We start from the raw sequence: 19,867 nt of genomic DNA, 5'->3' as shown, positions 1-19,867 counted from the left end.
CTACAATCGATTAAGCAAAAGCTGCGGCAAAAGGACTTGCCAGTGCAACGGTCCAAGACTAGAACATACAGGGAACGAAGAGGTGCATCATGAAGCTCACCGGAAAACTCGACTATCTGGAACTGCCGGCAACCGGCGCGACGCTGGACAGTGTGAAAGCCTTCTACAGCGCCGCCTTCGCCTGGTCGTTCACCGACTATGGACCGACTTATTCGGCCTTTAGCGAGGGACTGGACGGCGGTTTCCAGGCCGACAGCGGCGACGCCACCGCCAAGCCGTTGCCGGTGCTCTACTCCCAGGATCTGGAAGAGACGCTGGCAGCCGTCGAGAATGCCGGCGGCACGATCATCAAACCGATCTTTTCGTTTCCGGGCGGCAGGCGGTTCCACTTTGCCGACCCGGCTGGAAACGAGATGGCGGTGTGGGGAGAATAGGCGGCACGACCGGCGCATGAGACGACCGTCGCCAACGGAGTCGTGGATCAGCAGGAAAGTCGCAATCTCCAGGCATTGAGCTTTCCACCGGCACAGCCTATAAGGCCGCGCGCAGTCGACGCATGTCAGCTGCTGGGGCGTCGCCAAGTGGTAAGGCATCGGTTTTTGGTACCGACATTCCCAGGTTCGAATCCTGGCGCCCCAGCCAACTTATTTTTACCTAATAAATTCAACCGTTTAGCTACTTGCAGAATTTTATTACCGGAACACCTATCCGGGCCTTAGTTCCGGAGCGAACAGGAAATTCCACGCGGTCTGTTCCCGGCTTCCTAATGATCGAATATAGGAGGTAGCCATGGTGACGGTGGATGTAGCCGCGCGATCAGCGATGATGTCGCGCGTAAGGAATCGCGACACGGAGCCGGAGAGGTTTGTGCGGTCTTGTCTGTTCCGTGCGGGCCTTCGGTTTCGGCTCCATGACAAAACGCTGCCAGGATGCCCGGATGTTGTTCTGAAGCGCTCAAAGACCGCGATCTTTGTCCACGGTTGTTTTTGGCATGGTCATTCGTGTAAGCGCGGAACGCGACCCGTCTCGAACGCTGAATTCTGGAATGCTAAGATCGACCGAAACATTGAACGCGATAAAATCGCATCCTTAGCGCTCCGTGAGCTTGGCTGGCATGTCGAGGTGATATGGAATTGCGACCGCGTGGCGCAGACCGAAGCGCTTATCCCAAAGATCCGAGCTAGAGTGCGATAGCTGCAATTTCCGCAGCGAACGCCTTGTCGCGGTGAACGTGGTCGTGGTCGACATTGCACAAAGTGATAAGATTATCCGCCGTGTTTGTGCCCTTGTCCTTATGCTCTTTCAGGTGGTGAAGCTCTAGAAACCGCCGAGGATCGGCCGGATTGGCATCCTCACGCCTCCACCCACACTTCCGGCAGGCGAACTGATCTCGTAACAAGACCGCAACTCGAACCGGATCGGGAATGTGCCGATCGTGCAGTTGGGCCTGCTGGTCTCGTTCCAATAAATAAACGCCGACAGGCAGGTCCGGCCTGCCACTCTGTTGAGAGACAACAGGCCAACCCTCTTCAGTTCGAAGTTCCCTAACTCGCCGCGCCCACTCGCTTCGATCACCCGCTAGATAGCGAAGCTCCTCGCCTATTACCGGCCTGCCGACGCTATGTCGTAGGAACTGCAGAATTTTATCTTTGACAGCTATCTTCGATCGCCGAATCTCATTGAGAACATTCCATCGGAGCGCCGCTTCACGGTCTTGCTCGTCCGACATCATGACATACTGGCTGGGCTTCATCGTCCGAGGGTCCATGCCCAACGTTGCAGCTAGGCTGGTTAGTCCGTCCGAATCACGGCTGCTCTCCAGCTCTTGACCCATGTCCTTGAAAGTCGTTCCGCTGTTGATAAGCCAGCCAAACTGAACACGCAGTTCCCGAACCCGACGAGCCCACTCTCCGATGCCGGAAACGACCATAAGCTCGTCGCCATCAATCACCGTAAGCGGGTATTTCCTGAAGTAGGCAAGTATCCGATCGCGTGCGCCAGCCCCCGCCTTGTCTGGCATCAAAGAAATGCCGAGCTTCCTGATTTTTGCGAATGATGGAATGAGCGCTTTGACCCGCTCCCGCAATTCCGGATTGTCGAGTTCCGTTGCAAAATCAGTCAGCAGCCGTTGAAGGTCTGCTAGATGGCCTTTCGAGTCGTCAGGCAAATTCGTGCGTCTTTCTCGGCCTCGCGGTCGAAGCCCTTTCCAGTCTGTCGAGGGCATCCTTCACCACGGAAGAAATGCGCCCTGCAAAGACGGGTGGGACCGCATTGCCAATCTGACGAGCAACATCGGTCTTGTTCCCAGCGAACTTAAAATCATCCGGGAAAGTCATCAGGCGTGCCGCCTCGCGATGGGAAATTGGCCGATGCGCCTCCGGGTGCAGATATCGTCCCTTTTCGGGCTTGAAGAATTCTGTCCGAATGGTCACTGAAGGCCGATCCCACCACAAGCGTCCGAAAAGGTCAGTGCCGCCGCTTGTCTTGCGTATCCAGCAATCCGGGGTGAGCTCGGGAGCATTCTTGAAAAGGTCGAATCGGTTGCCGCCCGGCGGCACAGCTCGGTAACGCTTCTCGCTCTTCTCGGTCGGCGTCCGGCCGAAATGCAAATCCAGCGGAGCCTTCCTGCCTATTTCAGTGCCAATCGTTTTCGCAGGCAGGCCTTTAAGGGCTTGTCGAACTGTCTCCCATGGGGCGAGGCCCGCAGCACCTTTTTCTTTGCCGTTAGGATCGAAGTGGCTTTGGCGTGGCATTTCAACGCCGTGTGGAAGGCGTTTGCGGTCCCATCCGATTACAATCGTCCGCTTCCGGGTTTGAGGCACGCCGTAGTCGGCTGTATTGAGAACAGCAGCGATAGTTTCGAACCCCAGTTCGTTGGCGCGAGCACGAATATCGATAAGCTCGGGCGAACGAAAAAGCTCGGCCACATTCTCCATCACGAAAATCCGTGCGCCGCTTGCCTTCACGACATCAAGGTAAGGTTCCCAAAGCGCGCGGCGCGCATCTCCGGACCTGGCCTTATTCAAAAGGCTAAATCCCTGGCAGGGGGGACCGCCGACGACGATATCCGCCTTTGGGATATCGCTTGTCGCAACCCATTCCTCGATATTTGCGCATATCGATTCGCCGGGAAAATTGATGCTGTGCGTCCTCGTCGCAGATTCATCGTTATCGAGGCCAAGAACGCTGACGAACCCCCCGCCATAGCGCGGATCGACAAAGCCAAGCGTCATTCCGCCTGCGCCGCAAAAAAGATCGATGATTCGGTAGGACATAATGTTTTCCCGCGATGCATCCATTGAATCAGGATTCGGCGGCCCTGCCAATGACCCACCCAGCCGATATCATAGTGATGGTGTCAGTGCCTATGGTTCGACTGAGAAATGATGTGCATCGACCGCTTCGGCGACACCAGCCAAGCTTCCCCGCCGGGCTTGGCTGGTGTCGAGGATCCGGCCGCTAGGCGTCCATCACGCGGCATCCTTCTTGGCATTGAGCGCGATCACGTTGGACGGGACACCCCCGGACTTCACTGCGCGACGCATTGCCTGAAGGAAATCGACACTACCGGCCTTCTCATACAGTTCCGCGAACTCCCGGAACCGGCTGCCCAAGTGCTCTACAAGAAAGGCGATAGCATCGTTGCCACTCTTTTCGCCTTCCTCCTGCCTCCGCTTCCATTCGGCGCGCTGGGCGTCGTCCTTCTTCTTCTGCACGGCAGCCTTCTTTTCCTCCTTCGCCTTGACCTTTGCCGCATCCTCCGCAGTCATGCCCTTGATCTTCTTCGCCGCCCTCGCCGCTTCTGCACGCTCCTCTGCCGCCTTCCATCGTGCCGTCTGGATCTCGGCTTCGATTTCCCGCGTCGTCGGCACGTTGCCGGCCTTGATCTTCGTCACTGCCTTTTCGATGACATCGGAAGGGGTGCCCTTGGCGCCAAGAAGGTAGAGCGCCTTGTCGGGCAGGACGGCGAGCACCTGGTGTTCCTGAACGGCCGTGGCCGCGTTCATGAAATTCTGTGCCGTCCGGTCGGTCATGTCGAATTCGGCGGCAATCCACTTGCCGAACTCGCCATGCTCAAGCTTGGCCTTCACGGCAATGAATTCGCGGCCGATTTCGACCCTACTGGCCAACATACCGTCAATGAGCTTGTGAACGCGGTCGGTGACAGCGGCAATGTTGAAATCCGAAACGGTTTCGGAATTCGCCGGCTCGATGGCTGCCGGCACGTTGGAGGTATCGAGGTCCAAGTCCGTGAGTTCGTCTGCGTCAATGTGGGTCGACCGGCCGCTGGCGATGTCGGCCGTCATATCATGATGCGTCATGGGTGATTTGTCCTCTCAGGCTGGTTGAAGGGACCATCCAGCTATCACAAAAAATCGTGGCAGTGGGTAGGTTAATATAGGATAGTGACAAGCCGTTGTTTTCATTACTGAAATGGATTTGGCAACTCTCTCCATCATTGATTTCATTGCGAAATTTCCGTTCGGGCTTGACTAGGCCGCTAACGGTGCCGTTCCGAGCCATCTTCCCGGCAAGTGTCGGGCACGATGAAGCCGACTTCAGTCAGGGCAATGATGACGGCGTTCCGGGGATCGAGGTCGGCGTGAGCGTCGACCAGCGCGTCCACAAGGGCGCGGTATTGATCGGCCGGGAGATAGGTATCTTGCATGTCGGTTCCTTGATTGGGGTTGCCTGTGCCGCCGGAGCAGCACGCAAAGATTCGCACGGCGGAATCATCCGACGCAAGCGGAAAATGAGATAAGTCGTTGATTTTATTATAAGTAAGCACTTACTTTGGACAGTGATGCTGACCTGAATCGGCCCCTCATGTGAAATGCCAAACGCATGAGGGGCCTATCGGGTCGGCGTGCTTAAGACCGCCCGACAATTCCACTTATAGCAGCCGCGCAACTGGACTGCGGTCGATTGTTCAAAAAATCGCGCCGTCCTTCAGCGCCGCCGCGTTCGCGTCTTCGATCCTCTTTTCCAGCAAGCCCTTGGCGATGATGAACTGTTCCTCACGCCGCTTCGGCGCGCGCTTCGCCCGCTTGCGACGCTGGTATTCCTCGATAGAGATGCCGAGCGCGTTCGCCTCTTTTGCTTCCTTTTCGAGATAGCGCTTCTGGCGCACGTTTGCGGCGTCACGGTCGAGCGCATCGCGAGCGAAGATCCGGATCAGGCCAAACCGCGTCCAGCGCTTTGCTTGGCGCATGTATGCCTCATGGTCGCCCCTCGTCATCGCCGACACAGCGAGGGGCGGATCAATCTCCAACCGCTGCCGGTTCTCACGCTCCCACATGGCGAGCGCCCGCGAAGCCGGGGCGAGTTCCAGGCTGACAAGCTCGTCAATGAATTCCTCAAGCTCCGGGGTGAGCGCGGCACGCAGCCAATTGACCTTCGCCTGTGGTGATTCAGCCCGCATCTTCTTTCCTTCAACCTTCTCCCGGTCACGCTGCCGGGCCTTCTTTTGACGTTCGCGCTCGCGCACGTATTCCGCCTTTTCATCCGGCGTCATGTGCCTCAGGGACCGGCGCTTGCTCTTGGTCATTCTGTGCTCCTATCGGGCCGGTGATGGCCTCATGCTCAATTATAGCGGGATGCGAACCGGAGTGCAGACGATGGGGCATTTCTTCTTCGAGCCGGGAGCGGCAAGCGTCGTTCCCGGAAGGGGATGAGAATAAGCGGGAACCGTCTCGGGAAATTTATATGGTTATCTAAAAGACAGGTAAGAGTATTACATATATGACGAGACGGTTCCCGCTTAAGCTGCCTCCGGTTCCACACGTAGGTGAGGCGTGACAGTCTTCCCACAATCAAGAAAGGGAAGGCTCCGGCTCGCTCGCTCCGCTCGCGGCCGTCACCTATCCCGCATTGAGTAGGGAAACCGTGCCGCCCGCCGCCAGAAACGGACAGGGAGAGTCACCAGCGCGCGTTTAGGGTGCCGGAGGCGTTCGGGACTCGCGGAAAGCCTAAAGCCTCTCCACAGCCTTCCCTGAGTCAAACAGCCAGGGTGAAGCTTTCGACCAATTCGGCCGTGACGTTCCACACGCCGTTGTCGGCCGTGGCGGTCCAGTCCTTGCACGTCCACTTGCGGCTGACTTCCTCGCCATAGGGCCGGAAATAGAACGGCAGGTTACCGCCCATGCGCTCGAAGAATCCGAGGATCTCGCGCATCTGGCCGTAGGTGAGCGCCGCCCACTTCAGGGACGTGGCGTGGCGGACGTGGTTCAAGCCCTTCGGCGTCGGCTGCGAATAGCCGTCGCCGAAGTCAGCTTCCCAAAGGTTCACGGTCGGCTTGTGCGCGGTGCCCGGCGACGGACCGACAGGCGGTTCAAAGGTCGGGATCGGCATTTCAGCGGCTCCGGGTGTTTAAAAACGCGCCGGGACGCGATTGTCGCCTCACCTCGTCTGCGACTACACCGCGCATGGACTGCTCAACCTGCTTGCTCACCTTCGCGGCGAGGTCGGCATTCTGTGCCGGGTCACCGCCATTGGCGTTCACGTTCACGGTGCTGTTGATCTGGATCGGCTGGGCAACCGGCGCGACGTTCTGGTTCGCCGGCATGTGCGCACGATGGACGGCCGGCGCGCTGCCGACATATCCACCGGCCGCAAAGCCCGAAAGCGCGCCACGGTGCAACGCCTCAAGGTTGCCGACGCCGATCCGGTCGGTTGCCTGCTTGGACATGACGTATTCGCCCTTGTGGACGATGCCGGCCGGCTCATACTTGCCGCCCTGTCCGGTATAGCCGCCATCGGCAAAGCCGAAGATCGCGCCGAACAGGCCACCGCCGCCGGCCGTGCCAAACAGCGCCGCGAGCGGCCCCTGTCCAAGCAGCATCGCCTGCAAGCTGGCGTCGATCAAGGCATTCGCCATGTTGCGAATGGCGTCCGTTACGGTCGTGGTGCCGGTGAGCAAGCCCGACAGGCTAGACGTGAACTGCTGCCCGAAGAACATGCCGGCCTGCTGCAAGGCGTTCTGCGACTGCGCTGCCTGCCGGTTCTTCTGGTCAAGCTGGTCGGTCAGGGTCAGCTTTTCGCGCATCGCCCGGATTTCCTCATCCGTGAGCGTGATGCCGTTGCGCTTGGCCTGTGCCTGATACTCGAAAAGCTGAAGCTCGACGCGCTTCTGGCTTTCCGACATGCCGGAAATCTGCTGTTCGAACTGGGCCTTGTCCAACCCGTCCTGAATGGTGGCATTCAGGTTCTTGCGGGCTTCCGTCTGCTGCTTTGCAAGGTCAATCTGCTTCTGCTGCGCATCGGTCGGCGGCAACGCCTGTGCGGCGGTCGGGGTGCCGTTGTAAGCGTTGCTGATGGTCGTATCATCGACGCCGCGCAAGCCTTCCCATTCGTTGCGAAGGCCGGCCGGATCATTGCCACGGCGGCGAAGCAAGGCGCGGGCAATTTCGTCCTGGGTGCCTTCATCGAACGTGCGGTCGCCAGTAAGACCAAGCTCCTTCATCATGTCCTTGAGCGTGGCGCTGGTGATCTGGTAGCGGCCGACTGCCGATGAGTTGAAGGTGTTCGCCGGGTTCGCAAGCATCTGCTTCTGAAGGGCGAGCACCTGACTGAGCGTCATGCTGGTCAGGTTCACCGCGCCGCCAGTGAACGCGCCATAGCCGAGCGTTTCGTTATAGCCGCGCCCCTTGTCGGTGCCTTCGGCCGCGCCGATCAGGTCGAGAATATTGTCGTGCTTGCCGAAGCGCGCCATGGTCTTGGCGCGGTTCGCGATGTCCACCGCGCCCATCACCTGCGACATAGTGGTGGCGCTGCCGACTGCCTTCTTAAAGGCGGCGTCGATGGCGTCGAGCTTGCCGAGCTCATCGAGTTCGGCCTTGAGTTCCGGGACAAGGTTCTTCAGGTCGGCGAGCGCCGCCTTGAAGTTCGCGGCCGACGACGCGCTACCGTTGAACGCGCCGCCCGCCCGCTGGGTGATGTCCGACAGTTCCTTGAGCGCCTGCTTAAGCTGGTCGCTGCCGCCGCCAAGGCTGACAATCTCGGTCTCGACGGCCTCAAGCTCCTTCTTCAGGGCATCGAGGGTTCCCATTCCATCGCCGCTCAAGGCCGGATCGGCCTCGACATTGGCGATGTCCTGCAAAAGCTGCTCGCGCTGCTTCTGTGCCTGCTTCAGCTTGAAACCGTCGGAAGCGTAATAGGCTTCCGCGTCCTTCATCTTCTGGTGACCGGGCAGGTATTCGCCATTGAGCGTCTTGAAAATCTGCTGCGCCACGCCGACGCCTTCGATTGCGGCCTGCTTGGCGTAGACGGTGAAGTTCCGCCACACGGTGTCCCATTCGCGGTCGATCTTCTTCGCGGCCTCAATCTGTTCGTCGGTGAAGGTCGCGGCCTCATTGCGAAGGCGCTGGATGTCCTCGACGGACATGCCAAGCACCTTGGCAAGCTGTTCCGCGCCGGTGCCGCCGAACAGTTCGTCCAGAGCGCGCGTCTGCGAACCGGCGTTGAGCTTTTGAAGCTTCCCGATGATCTCATCAAGGAAGCGGTTCGGATCGGCGAGCTTCTTTCCCACCTCATCGGCGGTGTAGCCGAGCCGGGCGAACCATTCCGCGCCGCTCCCCTTCCCCGTGAGCGCGAATTCGTTGGCGCGGATGTTCAGTTCCTTGAGCGCGTCGGTCACGCCGTCCACGCTCGCGCCGGTGGCGGTCGCCACATACTGCCACTGCTGCCACGTCTTCGCCGACACGCCAGCCTTGCGGGCTTCGCGATCCACTTCGGCAATCGAATCCGCGATTTCCTTCACGGCCATCGCCGCGCCGGCCACGCCTGCGAACACCACGCCGCCGCGAAGGAAGGGCGTAAAAGCGCCTTCGATCTTTTCGGCCATGTTGCCGAAGCTCTTGCCGAGCGCCTTTTCGGTGTTGTCGGCGAACTGCTTGGCGCGGCCTTCCATGCGCTTGAAATTGTCGTTCGTCGCCTTGCCGGCGCGCTGCATGTCCTTTTCATACTTGTTCAGACGGGCCTCAAGAGAAACGACAAGGCGTTGAGTGTCGTCGGGCATTCCGGTGTTCCTATGCTGCTTCGGCCATGAGCCGGTCGAGTTCGTCGGGGTCCATGTCGAGGAAGGACTTGCGGTTATCGTTCGCGGCGGCGCGCGCCACGGCCATGACGGCGGCTACCGCGCCGTCAATACGGTCGGTCTTCTTGCCCTTGTGCATCCGCACAAGGCCGGTGTCGTTGCGGGACGCCACGACGCTATCGAAGTGATGCCGAAGAACCGGGTGCCCGCTATGGCGAAGCGCCCGGCCGTTCACGACGCGCTCGAGCACGCCGATAGCCGGCCCCATGGTGAGCGGCCCTTGCCTCATCTCGACGGCGGGCAAGCCATCGTCATGAAGGCGCTGCATCGTCATGCGGGCAAGGTGCGGGTCGAAGGCGAGTTCGCGCACGTCGAACCGGGCGCAAAGCTCGCGAATGTGCTTCTCGACTTCCTCCGGTTCGATCACCGGGCCGTCGATCACCGTAATCAGACCATCGTCGCGCCACTGCTCATAGGGAACCCCGTCGCGTTCGGCCCGGCCCTTCAGGTCTTCACCGGGCACGAAAAACCACGGATGCACCGTGATCGTGCCATCGGGGTTCCGCCACGCGGCAACAACGGCGGTGAGGTCGCCATTCACCGACATATCGACGCCGATGAAGCACGGCAGTTCTTCCATGTCGGCAACGTCGAGCGGGATCCCGCCGGCGTCGTAAACGGCCATGTCGAAAAGCGGGTCGCGGGAATGCGCCATCCAAACGTTTAAGTTGAACTGCTTGAAGGCGTATCGATCTGCCGGCCGGTGCTCTGCTTCCTTCGCCGCCGTGCGCAAGGCATTGAGGTTCGGGAAGCCGTGCTTCAGGCCAGGATTGACGCGACGCCAAAGGGCTTCATCCTGCCAATCGTTATCATTGGCCGCTTCGAAGATGATCGGCAGATAGGCCGGGTTCACGATCTCGCCGAGCGCCACGCGCCGGGCATAGTCATACTGCTCGAACCCGATGTTTTCGGAACCGCGCCCGGCCGTGGTGGCGATCACCATGAGGGTGCCGCTGGTCTTCACCATGCCGGACTTCAGCGCTTCCCAAAGGTCGCGGCCCTTCCACACATGGATTTCGTCCACCAGCACAAAGGCCGGCGTCTTGCCGTGCTGTGCCGCACCGTCGCTGGAAATCGCCTGAAGCTCGACGCCTTGAGCGTTGAAGACGATCTTCTTCGCGCTGTTGTGAGCGTCATAGATGCGGGTCGCGGCGACAAGGCGCTTGTCCATGCGCACGATGTTCGCCGCTTCCTTGAAGCCAAGGCCGGCCTGCTCGCGGTCGGATGCTGCGAAGATGACTTGCCCGGCCGGAACCTTCTCCGGGCCGATGGTGTGAAGCAGCGCCAGCGCCGCGGCGAGGCTAGTCTTACGGTTGCCGCGGGGAATCATCCAGAAGACGGTTTCGACCACGCGCCGGCCGTCCGGGTGCCGGGGACCATAGATGCGGCGGATAATCCGTTCCTGCCAATCGTAAAGCTGGAAAGCAGACTTCGGCGCGGTGCTGTTCGGATGCTTCAGGCGGCGAAGGAATTCAACCGCCCGCTCGCCATAGCCGAACGGGTCATCAATCGGACTGCCGTCGAAAATCCATGCGGGATAGGTGCTCGCCATCACATCACCGCGAGCGGGTTGTCGTCGTCATCATCATCGGTGCCAGCCGAGCCGACGCGAGCGCGGGAAACCGGCGACAGGCCATATTCGGCGGCAAGCTGCCGGGCCGTCTGCATGGCGCGGTTCTGCATTCCGAAAAGGGTCTTGTCCAAGCCGCCGGCCGCAAACAGGCGTTCGATCTCGCGAACGCGGCCGGTCGCGATGCAATAGTTCTCGACGCCGGTTAGGTCCGCCTTCGTGATAATCCGATCTGCGATCAGACGCGGCATGATCCGCTTCCATTCGGCGCGAGCTTCGGCCGTCATCCACTTCGGCGCGAGCGGTGCCTTGGTGAGCGGTTCACGATCAGGGGAAAGGATAGGCTTCACGCCGCGAAGATGCGTCATGCCGTTGCCACCCCGCGAAGCTCAAGGCCGCGTCGGCGGGCGATTTCAGTGACTTCCTTCAGGTCATACACCTGCCCGGCATAGGTCACGCGATCGGCCGTAGTGATACCGGCGAGGTAGCGGACACGGAAAACGATGGTGCCGTTTTCGGCCTCGCCGAAGCCGGTGAGGAATTCGGAAGCGGATTGCGTCACGATCTCCGCGCGCACGGTGGCGATATTCAGCCAGGCAGCGACAACCGCGCCCGTTTCCGAAACGGTTTCGGTTTTGCGTTCGATGGTGATGGTGCGATCAAGCTTGCCGGCGCGCATGTCAGATACTCCACCGCATGACGGCCTCGACGGTGAGCACGCCGTGCGTGAAAGACTTCTCCGGCTCCGGGTCGCGCATCCACCGGATAGCCGGCAGGCCGAAGTCATCGAAGCTGAAGCCGGCCGCGTCGGGCGCTTCCTTGAGGATGTTGGACACGGCAAAGCCGATTGCCTGTGCCGTGTCCGCGCCATCCTCGACCGCCCAAATGTGAAGGTCGAGGAACACGCGGGCGAGGTATTGCGAGCCGGAACCATTGCCGAGAAAGATGGTCTGCCCGCCGCTCATGATAATGGAGGGCAGGTTGTCCGGCCGGGTGCTGCCGCTGCGAATATGATCGGCGGGCACAAGCGCGATGACGGCCGGGGCGGCAATGAGCGCGGCGCGGATAGCAGTCTGAAGGGCAAGGGTCGGTTCGATCATTGGCCGCTCCAAGCGTCTTTGACGGCCTTCCGGGCGGCCCGGTTGATGCGGTTCTGCAGGCGCTTGCGAAGCAGGCGCACGGCGGGCCAGAAGAACGGTTCGGCCTCCGTTTTCGACGTGCCGAATTCGACAAGGTGCGCATAGCGCACGTCTTCATTGCCGGCCGTCACAAGCACTTCGGTTTCGCCCGCCACGCGCATTCCGCCGGGCTGCGAATAAGGCGGCGTCGAGTGACCGGGCGGCGTCACCTCAATGCTGTCGATAAGCGCGCCGGTGTCGCGCGAGCGTTCGGCAAGCGCGCGCTGTGCGCCCGCCAGTTCTTCGGCCGACTTCAGAAGCGCCGGCAGCACGGCCGCGCGCGGTGCCTTGCGGGCGCGTTCAATGGCCGCGAGCGTCGAGGCAAGGCCGTTGTCGTTATTCGCCATCGTCGCCGAACCAATACTCACGATAGGAATCGGCGATGCTCGTCACGCCATAGGGCGCAATCTGCATGGTGATGCCAAAGGCGACGGCCTCGCGCTGCTCATAATAGAACGCGACCAGCTTCAGCACCGCGAGCTTCAGGTCATCGGGCAACGGGTCCAGGTCGGCGAGCGGCTTGCCGATGTAGTTGCCGAGAAAGGTTTCGGCCGCGCCGATGTAGAGCGTGATGAGCTCATCGTCGGCCGTGCCATCGATATTCATGTGCGCCTTGGCGAGCGAAAGGGTCACGATGCTCATGCGTTTTCGGTCTTTTGAGAAAAAGTTATTTCGGAAATCTCTTGCGCGGTGCTCCCCGCGCCGGTCCCCTCGAAAGGCGCAAAGTTGAAGACCACCCCCGCCCGGCGCTGCTTCGGGGTCGGGATGCAAAGCGCCTGCTCAAGCGTCCAGCCGTCATGAAGACGTGCGTGGATCACGTTGCGCTCGACGCCGGACATTTCGGAAAGCTCGCGAAGCAGGTATCGGGTGCCACGGAATTCATAGAGGCGGGTCATTGGTCGCGGCCTCCAAAACGGCGGATCACGACGGCCTCGACGCTGCCGTGCCTGTAGACTGCTTGATCCATAGCGTTGCTGGTTATGCCGAGTTCGGCGGCCCACTGCCGGCGCGTGAGAGTGCGCCCGGCGATGGTATGATGTCGGCTGATAGGGCCGTGCCTACGCATGTGCGTCGGCTTCGGCTTCGGTTCGGCCGGTCGTGCTGCAATGGGACGCTTGAACTGTCCGGGCTGGGCCTGCTTCGACATGGCGCGCTGCATATGGGCGCGATCTTCAACCCGCTTGATGCCGAGCCGAGCATAGACACGCTTGCGGACGGCGCGGCACTCTGCTTCGAATTCCTGCTTGTCGATAAGGCGGGCGCGTTCGGCGGGCGTCATTGGCGATGTCTCCGCTTGAATATCCACAAGCCAGTAGCTACTTTCCGCGCACCGCACACACGTAGCTCAACTGGATAGAGCACCGGTCTTCCAAACTGGAGGTTGTGGGTTCGAGTCCCACCGGGTGACACGAGGGGCACCTTACGGGTGCCCCTCACCTTTTTCGTGCAGGGCCTCATCGATTGCGCTCCTGCCGTTGCTTCACGCTGTTGTGGCAGGACGTGCAAAGAGGCTGCCAGTTACTCCGGTTCCAGAACAGGGAACGGTCGCCACGGTGCGGAATGATATGGTCAACGGTCGTCGCTTCCCGGCCGCACTTCCGACAGGTGTTGTGCAGATAGAGGTAGGCGGCGCGCTCGCGATCCCACTTGGCGTCATAGCCGCGTTCGCGGGCGGACGGTCGGCGCGCATCATGACGGGCGTTGCGCTCGCGGGTTGCGGTGCGCTGGCATTCACACCGGACGCCATAGGCGACGACGCGGCCACAGTTGCAAAGGTGCGGCGGGCGGGACATTAGCGCTTCCCTCCCGCAAGGCTGACCTTCAGCTTCCGAAGGCCGTCACGATCAAAGGCAGGGTCGAAGCCCTGTTCCTCGATCTGGCGAAGCTGGTCGGCACCGTAGGCGTCGGGCTTCTGGTCGGCGTCCTTGTCGGGTGCGCCGTGAGTAGCCTTCAACTTGTCGTAAAGGCCGGCGACGGCCTCATTGATTTCGGTCGGCGTGGCGTCCCATGCTGCTTCAGGCGTCCAGCCAAGCCAGCCGGTCGCGGTGCGGAAAAGCTCGCGATAGACCTTCGGCCACGGCATGGGCTTCGCCTGGGCCTTCGCATCGGGCTTGGCGTCATCGTCGGACGCCGGGACGAAACCGGCGACAAGGGCGAGCATGGGCACGGTGACGGCATCGGCAAAAGTAAGAAGGGGTTTACTTTCGGCGGCAGCAAGGAAGGCGGATGCTTCCTGCCGGTCGGTCGCGGCGACGGTGATCAGGTCGCGAATGGCGCCGAGATTGAATTCGGTGATGCGCCGGGGAAGATCGGCAAAGCCGTCGAGGCGAACGAAATGGGCTGCGGCCCGCAAAGACGGGCGCAAGCGCACGGTGTCAGTCCCGAGCGCAAGCGTGATTTCGTCATATGCGGGCCGCGAGGTCATGGCGATTAGGCCGCGACCTTGAGCTTCAGGAAGCGGTCGGGGTTCGTCACGTCACCGCCGACGCGCTTGCGGGCATGGAAGCGCACGGTGCCCTTCGTTGCCTGCGAATACGGGTCGCGAAGAACAGACAGGCCGACGCGATCAATGATCCGGTAGCCCTGAAGGTCGCCGAACATGATCGGATAGGCGTTCGCCGCAACGTCCGGCATATCGACCATTTCGACAATCGGCCGGCCAAGCAGCGTCACCGGTGCGCCGGCCGTGATCGGGTCGAGCATGATGAAGCGGCCGGTGCCGTCCTTCAGGGTGCGCAGCGAACCGAGCGTCTTGCGGTTCATCAGCCAAACGCCATTCTGCGCCACGATGGACGGAACGGAGTGGAACATGCCGATGATGGTCGCGGCCGGATCGGTGCCGAGCGTGGCAGCGTTACCGGTCTTCACTTCCGCAATGCCGGTGGCGACCAGAAGGCCCTTCGGCTTGCCGGTGCCGTTGCCGGACACGAAAGCGCCGGCTTCGGTCTTGCCGAACGCCTCGCCAAGATCCGTAGCAAGCTCGCCTTCCAGATTGTAGGCGTTGTCTTCCAGAAGCTGGTGCGACACGTCTACATAGGTCGCCAGTTCGTAGGGCGTGAACGTCGCCTGTTCAAACGTCATGTCGGACTGGGTGCGGTCGTCGGTTTCGCTTACCCACGTCGCGGCGGTGCCGGTCAGCTTGCGCGGAAGCTTGATCTCCGGCGAGACGATCGACATGACGCGGGCATAGGAGCGCACCGGCGAGAATTCGGTGATGCTCTTGAGGATTTCAGCACCGAATGCTTCCGGCGCCAGATAGCCGGCGCTCGCATCGGTGGCGACGGTCAGCGTTGCCGCTGCCTTCTGGTCCATGCGCTCGATGCCCTTGCGGGCAAACTCGATGAACGCCTTTCGCTCATCGTTGTCATTGTCGGCGGCCCGATGGTTGTCGTTCGCCGCAACCGGGCGATTGGCCTTTGCCTCGATCTTGTCGAGCCGGGCCTTCAGTGCGTCGAAGTCCTTCTTCTCAATCACCGGATCGGCGTTCGCCACCGGTGCATTCTCAAGTTCATCTTCCATGTGGTTTTCCTTGTGGTTTGCCGTGCCATCGGCGGCTTTGATCGACGTGATTTGCGCGCCCGGATGGCTCGGGACGGCGACAACGGAAATTTCGTGAAGGTTGAGCGCGGTAATCGTCCGGCCGCGCTGCCGGGGCTTGCTCGCCTTGGTGACGAAACCAATCGACAGGCCGGTGACGGCCTTGCTGCGGATCATGGCGCGGACTTCGCGAGCGCGTTCCACGTCATCGACCAGCAACCGGCCCTTGACGGTCAGGCCGTTGGCCGTTTCGGTGATGCTGTCCCAAACGCCAATCACCTGTGACTGGTCATGTGCGAAAAGCATGGGAAGCGTGGCCGGGCCGGTGATCGCACCCTTTTCGATCACGTCGCCGACGCGATCCGGGGAACCGAACGGCCAAGCGATGCCGGTGATTTCGCCGGTGTCGTCAACCGTGAGCGCGGCCTTGATTTCGAGACGTTCGCTCATGCCCGCACGTCCTGGGCTTCTGCCTTGCCGGTCCACCGGGCTTCAAGGATGTCGGCCGCAAGCTGGAACGCCTCGATGATCGGCGTCGGCCGGGCGTAGGCATCGACAAGCGCCTGTGCTTCCTTCGGCGACGTGCCGCCGCCGATCAGGCCGAGCCGGATCACTTCGATGATGTCGCCGAACTGAAACTGTCCGGTCATGACGCGGGAATAGATCGTGCCGACGCCGTTGCCAGTCTTCCGCTCAAGCTCAAGAATCTGTTCGGCCGGGAGGGCGAAGGTCTTCTCGCCGTCCCCGAAAAAGGCGGTGTGCTTCACTAGGCTGCTTCCTTCGCCGGGCCGGCATTGTCGTTGTCGCTGGTCGGAATCTTCCCGGCCGGCGGCGTGGTCGTGGTGTAGGGATTGGCGAGCTCGTCACCGCCTTCGATGGCCGGCAGGTTCATGGCGGCGCGGACTTCGTTGGGCGTCATGGCGCGCATGGCGACCAGCTTGCCGAAGATTTCCGCGCGGCCCGCCGCGTCGGCGCGCTGAAGGTCGTCAATGACGAATTCGAAATAGAGGGCGTCCTGCTCGTCTTCGGTCAGAAGGACGGTTGCATAGGCGTCCTGCCAGCGGTCCAGCCAAGGCCGAAGGCAAAGCTGAAGGAAGCTCGCCGCCATCTGTTCGGCGTTGCTCCAGGTCGCGCGCTCAAGCTGATAGAGCATGTGCGGCGGGACGCCGAAGATGCGGGCAATCTCATTGATCTGCTCAAGGCGGTTTTCAATGAACTGCGCATCCGTGCTAGGCATCGTCTGCGCGTCATACTTCCAGCCATCGGGCAGAATGAGCGGTTCGCCGCTGGCATCGGATTGCCAGCGAAGCCACGACTTGCGGAGATTGGCAGCGGTCTTCGCGCCAGTTTCGCCCGCCTGCGGCTTGTCATTGGTCAGGGTGCCGGACGGTCGAGCGCCGGAGCCGAAGAACTTCGATGCATGGCGCTCAAGCACCATGGCAACGCCGATGGCATCCTTGCCGAGCGTGATCGGCGAGACGCCACCAAAGGCGGGCACATAGAGCACGTCGCGGTAGGACAGGCGCGCCTGCCGGCCGCGCTCGCGCTGCACAAGGTAATAGGGTTCGCCGTCATCCTCGAAACGACGCTGCACGGTGCCGGGAGTGAGGCGGAAAAGATGATACGGCCTGTCATCGCCGACGCGCACGACTTCGGCATAGCCCGCGCCGTGCATGAGGGCATCCATCGTGAGGGCAACCCGAAGCTCGCCGGCACTAGTCCAAGGGTTTGCCCGGCTATGCACAAGGCGATTGCCGGGGTGATCCTTGGCGGATTCCTTGCTGTCCCCTTCCTCGCGGTAGAGCTTGCAAGGAAGATCACCGATGTTTTCGGAAATGAGGCGGACGGCATGAAGCACCGCCGGCACATGCAGTGCGGTGCTCGCCGACACAGTGACGCCGGATGCGGACGGCACGATGCCGAACAATTCGAAGATGGCAGGATCGGACAGAGGCAACGCCTTCTGTTCCGATCCGAAGCCGAGGGCCTTAACTACGCGGCCGAACCCATTACGCAACGCAAAACTACCTGTGAGAACAAAACCTGAATCTATTGTCTCACAGGTCGAATCTGGTGTGAATCCCTCAAATCAAAAAAGTTGATCGATAAGCCTTTTTCATTCAGAAAAGTTGATCGATCTTCAAGCCGGGATAGGCGATGGAGTTCACAAGCTCGACACGCTGCTGAAGCATCCCTTGAGGCATGATGCCGTAGCGGCCCGTCATGGTCGCGCTGGTATGCCCAAGGATGAACCCGAACTGTTCGTCCAGATGGCCGGCCCGGCGAAGGGCGTCGGCCGCGCCGTGCCGGAAGCTGTAGAGGGACAGGCCGCGCCCGTCCTTCATCCCGAGCCGTGTGAGGTAGCGGCCGAACTCGCGAGAGAACTCCGCAATCATCTGCCCCCGACTGTTGCGCGTTGCTTCGGGGAAAAGGCGCTGCTGTCCGGCCGTTTCCATGCCGTCGCGATACCTGATGAATCCGAGCCGCATCAATTCAGGATGAACAGGCACAACGCGCATAGAGCCTTCATTCTTCGTGCTCTTGTCGCCGTCACCTTCTTCAGTAATGTGCATGATCCAATGGCCGTGTTCCTGCCGCACGTCCGCGACGGCAAGCTGCGCGATCTCGGCTGGTCGAGCGCCGCTGTAGAGCATGATCAGCGGAACCCAATAGCGGTGATCGCGGATTCGCACATTGCCCGGCTTGGCGACGTTGCGCCATTCGTCGGCGCTACGGCATCCGGTGAACAGCGGCGACTTGAATAGAGTGTTCATCTGGTCGGTGGTGAAGGGAACCGTGGTCCGCTTCTTTTCCTTCGCCAGCGACATTCCGGTGGTCGGGTTCTGGTCGAGATAGCCGTGCGAAACCAGCCAATCACAAAAAGCGCCAAGGCTTGACAGGTAGCGATTGACGGTGCGCGGCGTGATCACCGGCTTACCGACCTTCTCGTTGTGCCGGACGATCTGCGCAAGCTTCATGCCGGCGAACGCATTGCTTTCGGTTGCCTTCACCGGGTAGCGCATCAAAAGCGCCTTCCATTCTCGGACTGCCTTCTTATCGATCCGGTGAACCGGGCAAGTGCTGCCGACATGATCGACAAAGGTTCCAATGTCGCGGCGGGCCTGATTCAGTGTGTCGGCGGTAATGGCCTTTGGATTCTCGCGGGCGTATTGCTCGAAGATTTCCATGATGGTTTCGCCGGGCGCGGCCTGCTCGCGCGACGTGCCGATGGCAGGCTTCACGACAGGGTCACGCGGGGTGCCGGTGTAGTCGCCCTGGTCGCGCTCAAGGGTGCGCTCCAGTCCCTCGATTTCGGCGCGCATCATCTTCCGGGCGATGTCGCCACGATCCGGGGATAGCGGGTCAATCAAAAGCTTGTTGCCGTCGATGTAGTCGGCAACCTCATGGTTGATCAGCGCCACCTCACCGTCCGCTAGATGCTTGCGCATGTGGTCGAGCTTCACGCGCCGGGCCTGTGCGTCGAGCGCGCGGCTCTGCTTTAACACCATCACGTCAAGGCTGGCGTCCAACGCCGCCAGCGGGTCGCGCACGTCGATGCCTTCGCGCTGGACGCGCTCGACGGCTCGTTCGGTCGCGGCATCGATGTCGGCAGCGGTAGGGATTGAGCGCCGGGCCTGCTCATCGCGGTCGAGGGTGCCGGTATAGTGCTGCCATACCGCGTCGGCCTTGTCGTCGGCGGTGAGTTGGCGGCGGATACGCACGTCATCGAATTCAGCCCGCCACGCTTCAATTACCGGCCACAGGCGCGACTTGGCCGTGGCCTCATCCTTCGTGCGCAGCGACTTCTTCCGGGTCGTGGTGCGGTAGAGCGGCACAAGATCAACGGGAATGTCGATCCGTGCATAATAAGTCGCGCCGCGCCTTTCGAGGTAGGTAAGCCTTGCCATTTCCGCCCTTCCGTAGCATCATTCCGGAACACTAAACCGGAACAGCCTTAGACGGAAAACCGATTGAAAAGCAATAGTTTGTTTGATTTCAGGCGCTTGAAAAAAGTTGGATTACTGTCCTGGCGCCCCAGCCAAGCGCGCAAGGGTCCGTTCCGGACACATAGGTTACGGTTTATACCGGAGACATGTTGTTGGAGCAGAATGAGAATCTATTCCGTCGCCGAGCGGATTGCCTTTGTCGTCACGCTCCTGGCCGTCCTCGTTCTCGCGCTGCTGCCGGCACATCGCCTCAAGCAATTCGGAATCGATATCGGCTTCCATTATGACAAGCTCAATCACGCCAGCGCATTCGCCGTGCTGGCTTTCCTGGGCAGCCTCGGCTGGCCGCGGCACAAGCCGGCGCTGATCGTCTTCCTCGCCTTTGTCGGCGCTGCCATAGAAGTTCTCCAGGGCACCACGGCGATAGGCCGCGATTTCGACGTGCTCGACTGGGTTGCCGATTGCATTGGCATTGCATGCGGTCTGCTGGCCGCGATCTGGGCGACCTGGATCGTGCAACGCGCAAGGTGAGAAGAAGCCG

At 61.0% G+C, this 19,867-nt stretch carries 24 protein-coding genes and 1 tRNA gene; 4 read left to right on the top strand and 21 right to left on the bottom strand.

From position 1 onward, the window contains the following. Window positions 1-89 precede the first annotated feature (89 nt). From FJ959_RS07425 to FJ959_RS07415, 3 genes are all read left to right on the top strand, one after another. Window positions 90-434 (top strand): VOC family protein, encoded by a 345-nt coding sequence (locus FJ959_RS07425; RefSeq protein WP_140494922.1) that lies wholly within the window; start codon window positions 90-92, stop codon window positions 432-434. Window positions 435-567: 133 nt separating this feature from the next. Beyond that, a tRNA-Gln gene (locus FJ959_RS07420) sits at window positions 568-642 on the top strand. Window positions 643-789: 147 nt separating this feature from the next. Next, window positions 790-1,194, top strand: a complete 405-nt coding sequence (locus tag FJ959_RS07415) for a very short patch repair endonuclease (protein ID WP_140629305.1) — start codon at window positions 790-792, stop codon at window positions 1,192-1,194. Here the strand turns inward: FJ959_RS07415 and FJ959_RS07410 are convergent. The 21 genes from FJ959_RS07410 to FJ959_RS07310 form a co-directional block, all read right to left on the bottom strand. Continuing rightward, entirely contained in the window at window positions 1,181-2,167 is a 987-nt protein-coding gene (locus FJ959_RS07410; RefSeq protein WP_246678904.1) for an HNH endonuclease signature motif containing protein, read from the bottom strand. The genes FJ959_RS07415 and FJ959_RS07410 overlap by 14 nt on opposite strands. Continuing rightward, the gene (locus FJ959_RS07405; RefSeq protein WP_140629301.1) at window positions 2,160-3,275 is read right to left on the bottom strand and encodes a DNA cytosine methyltransferase; all 1,116 of its coding nucleotides are present in this window, start codon (window positions 3,273-3,275) and stop codon (window positions 2,160-2,162) included. The genes FJ959_RS07410 and FJ959_RS07405 overlap by 8 nt, the downstream gene beginning before the upstream one ends. A 195-nt stretch (window positions 3,276-3,470) precedes the next feature. Further along, on the bottom strand, window positions 3,471-4,322 hold the full coding sequence (locus FJ959_RS07400; protein WP_140629298.1) for a DUF3102 domain-containing protein: 852 nt from the start codon (window positions 4,320-4,322) through the stop codon (window positions 3,471-3,473). A 179-nt stretch (window positions 4,323-4,501) separates the two neighbouring features. After that, entirely contained in the window at window positions 4,502-4,669 is a 168-nt protein-coding gene (locus FJ959_RS31585) for a hypothetical protein (protein WP_181171928.1), read from the bottom strand. Between the two features lie 261 nt (window positions 4,670-4,930). Further along, a complete protein-coding gene (locus tag FJ959_RS07395) occupies window positions 4,931-5,548 on the bottom strand; it encodes a hypothetical protein (protein ID WP_140629296.1) in 618 nt (205 codons plus the stop codon). Window positions 5,549-5,997: 449 nt separating this feature from the next. After that, window positions 5,998-6,351 (bottom strand): phage tail protein, encoded by a 354-nt coding sequence (locus FJ959_RS07390; protein WP_140629294.1) that lies wholly within the window; start codon window positions 6,349-6,351, stop codon window positions 5,998-6,000. 1 nt (window position 6,352) lies between these two features. Further along, window positions 6,353-9,016, bottom strand: a complete 2,664-nt coding sequence (locus tag FJ959_RS07385; protein ID WP_140629292.1) for a hypothetical protein — start codon at window positions 9,014-9,016, stop codon at window positions 6,353-6,355. Between the two features lie 10 nt (window positions 9,017-9,026). Then, a complete protein-coding gene (locus FJ959_RS07380) occupies window positions 9,027-10,646 on the bottom strand; it encodes a terminase TerL endonuclease subunit (protein ID WP_181171927.1) in 1,620 nt (539 codons plus the stop codon). Further along, on the bottom strand, window positions 10,646-11,032 hold the full coding sequence (locus tag FJ959_RS07375; RefSeq protein WP_140629286.1) for a phage terminase small subunit P27 family: 387 nt from the start codon (window positions 11,030-11,032) through the stop codon (window positions 10,646-10,648). The genes FJ959_RS07380 and FJ959_RS07375 overlap by 1 nt, the downstream gene beginning before the upstream one ends. Then, on the bottom strand, window positions 11,029-11,343 hold the full coding sequence (locus tag FJ959_RS07370; protein WP_140629284.1) for a phage head closure protein: 315 nt from the start codon (window positions 11,341-11,343) through the stop codon (window positions 11,029-11,031). Before FJ959_RS07370 ends, FJ959_RS07375 begins: the two co-directional genes overlap by 4 nt. A 1-nt stretch (window position 11,344) precedes the next feature. After that, window positions 11,345-11,764, bottom strand: a complete 420-nt coding sequence (locus FJ959_RS07365; RefSeq protein ID WP_140629281.1) for a DUF3168 domain-containing protein — start codon at window positions 11,762-11,764, stop codon at window positions 11,345-11,347. Next, on the bottom strand, window positions 11,761-12,189 hold the full coding sequence (locus FJ959_RS07360; RefSeq protein WP_140629278.1) for an HK97-gp10 family putative phage morphogenesis protein: 429 nt from the start codon (window positions 12,187-12,189) through the stop codon (window positions 11,761-11,763). The genes FJ959_RS07365 and FJ959_RS07360 overlap by 4 nt, the downstream gene beginning before the upstream one ends. Continuing rightward, on the bottom strand, window positions 12,179-12,484 hold the full coding sequence (locus tag FJ959_RS07355) for a head-tail connector protein (RefSeq protein ID WP_140629275.1): 306 nt from the start codon (window positions 12,482-12,484) through the stop codon (window positions 12,179-12,181). The genes FJ959_RS07360 and FJ959_RS07355 overlap by 11 nt, the downstream gene beginning before the upstream one ends. After that, window positions 12,481-12,738, bottom strand: coding sequence for a hypothetical protein (locus FJ959_RS07350; protein ID WP_140629273.1), 258 nt, complete (start codon window positions 12,736-12,738; stop codon window positions 12,481-12,483). The genes FJ959_RS07355 and FJ959_RS07350 overlap by 4 nt, the downstream gene beginning before the upstream one ends. Beyond that, window positions 12,735-13,121: a hypothetical protein gene (locus FJ959_RS07345; protein WP_140629270.1), complete on the bottom strand. Its 387-nt coding sequence runs from the start codon at window positions 13,119-13,121 to the stop codon at window positions 12,735-12,737. The genes FJ959_RS07350 and FJ959_RS07345 overlap by 4 nt, the downstream gene beginning before the upstream one ends. Before the next feature lie 175 nt (window positions 13,122-13,296). Beyond that, window positions 13,297-13,635 carry an HNH endonuclease signature motif containing protein gene (locus FJ959_RS07335; protein WP_140629268.1) on the bottom strand — a complete coding sequence of 113 codons (339 nt, stop codon included), beginning with the start codon at window positions 13,633-13,635 and terminating at the stop codon, window positions 13,297-13,299. Then, window positions 13,635-14,267 carry a hypothetical protein gene (locus FJ959_RS07330; RefSeq protein ID WP_140629266.1) on the bottom strand — a complete coding sequence of 211 codons (633 nt, stop codon included), beginning with the start codon at window positions 14,265-14,267 and terminating at the stop codon, window positions 13,635-13,637. The genes FJ959_RS07335 and FJ959_RS07330 overlap by 1 nt, the downstream gene beginning before the upstream one ends. Window positions 14,268-14,272: 5 nt before the next feature. Beyond that, entirely contained in the window at window positions 14,273-15,829 is a 1,557-nt protein-coding gene (locus FJ959_RS07325) for a phage major capsid protein (protein WP_140629263.1), read from the bottom strand. Further along, window positions 15,826-16,146: a gene transfer agent family protein gene (locus FJ959_RS07320; protein ID WP_140629260.1), complete on the bottom strand. Its 321-nt coding sequence runs from the start codon at window positions 16,144-16,146 to the stop codon at window positions 15,826-15,828. The genes FJ959_RS07325 and FJ959_RS07320 overlap by 4 nt, the downstream gene beginning before the upstream one ends. Continuing rightward, window positions 16,146-17,336 carry a phage portal protein gene (locus tag FJ959_RS07315; protein ID WP_246678903.1) on the bottom strand — a complete coding sequence of 397 codons (1,191 nt, stop codon included), beginning with the start codon at window positions 17,334-17,336 and terminating at the stop codon, window positions 16,146-16,148. Before FJ959_RS07315 ends, FJ959_RS07320 begins: the two co-directional genes overlap by 1 nt. Window positions 17,337-17,499: 163 nt before the next feature. Then, window positions 17,500-19,287 (bottom strand): site-specific integrase, encoded by a 1,788-nt coding sequence (locus FJ959_RS07310; RefSeq protein ID WP_140629255.1) that lies wholly within the window; start codon window positions 19,285-19,287, stop codon window positions 17,500-17,502. Between the two features lie 201 nt (window positions 19,288-19,488). On the opposite strand from FJ959_RS07310, the gene FJ959_RS07305 reads away from it, so the two are divergent. Continuing rightward, entirely contained in the window at window positions 19,489-19,857 is a 369-nt protein-coding gene (locus FJ959_RS07305; RefSeq protein WP_140555925.1) for a VanZ family protein, read from the top strand. The last annotated feature ends 10 nt before the right edge of the window (window positions 19,858-19,867 follow it).

It is taken from the genome of Mesorhizobium sp. B2-2-4, assembly GCF_006442375.1.
In the GTDB taxonomy this organism is placed as follows: domain Bacteria; phylum Pseudomonadota; class Alphaproteobacteria; order Rhizobiales; family Rhizobiaceae; genus Mesorhizobium.
Note: the sequence above shows the minus strand (reverse complement) of the source record. Positions and strands in the feature narration are given on the sequence as shown.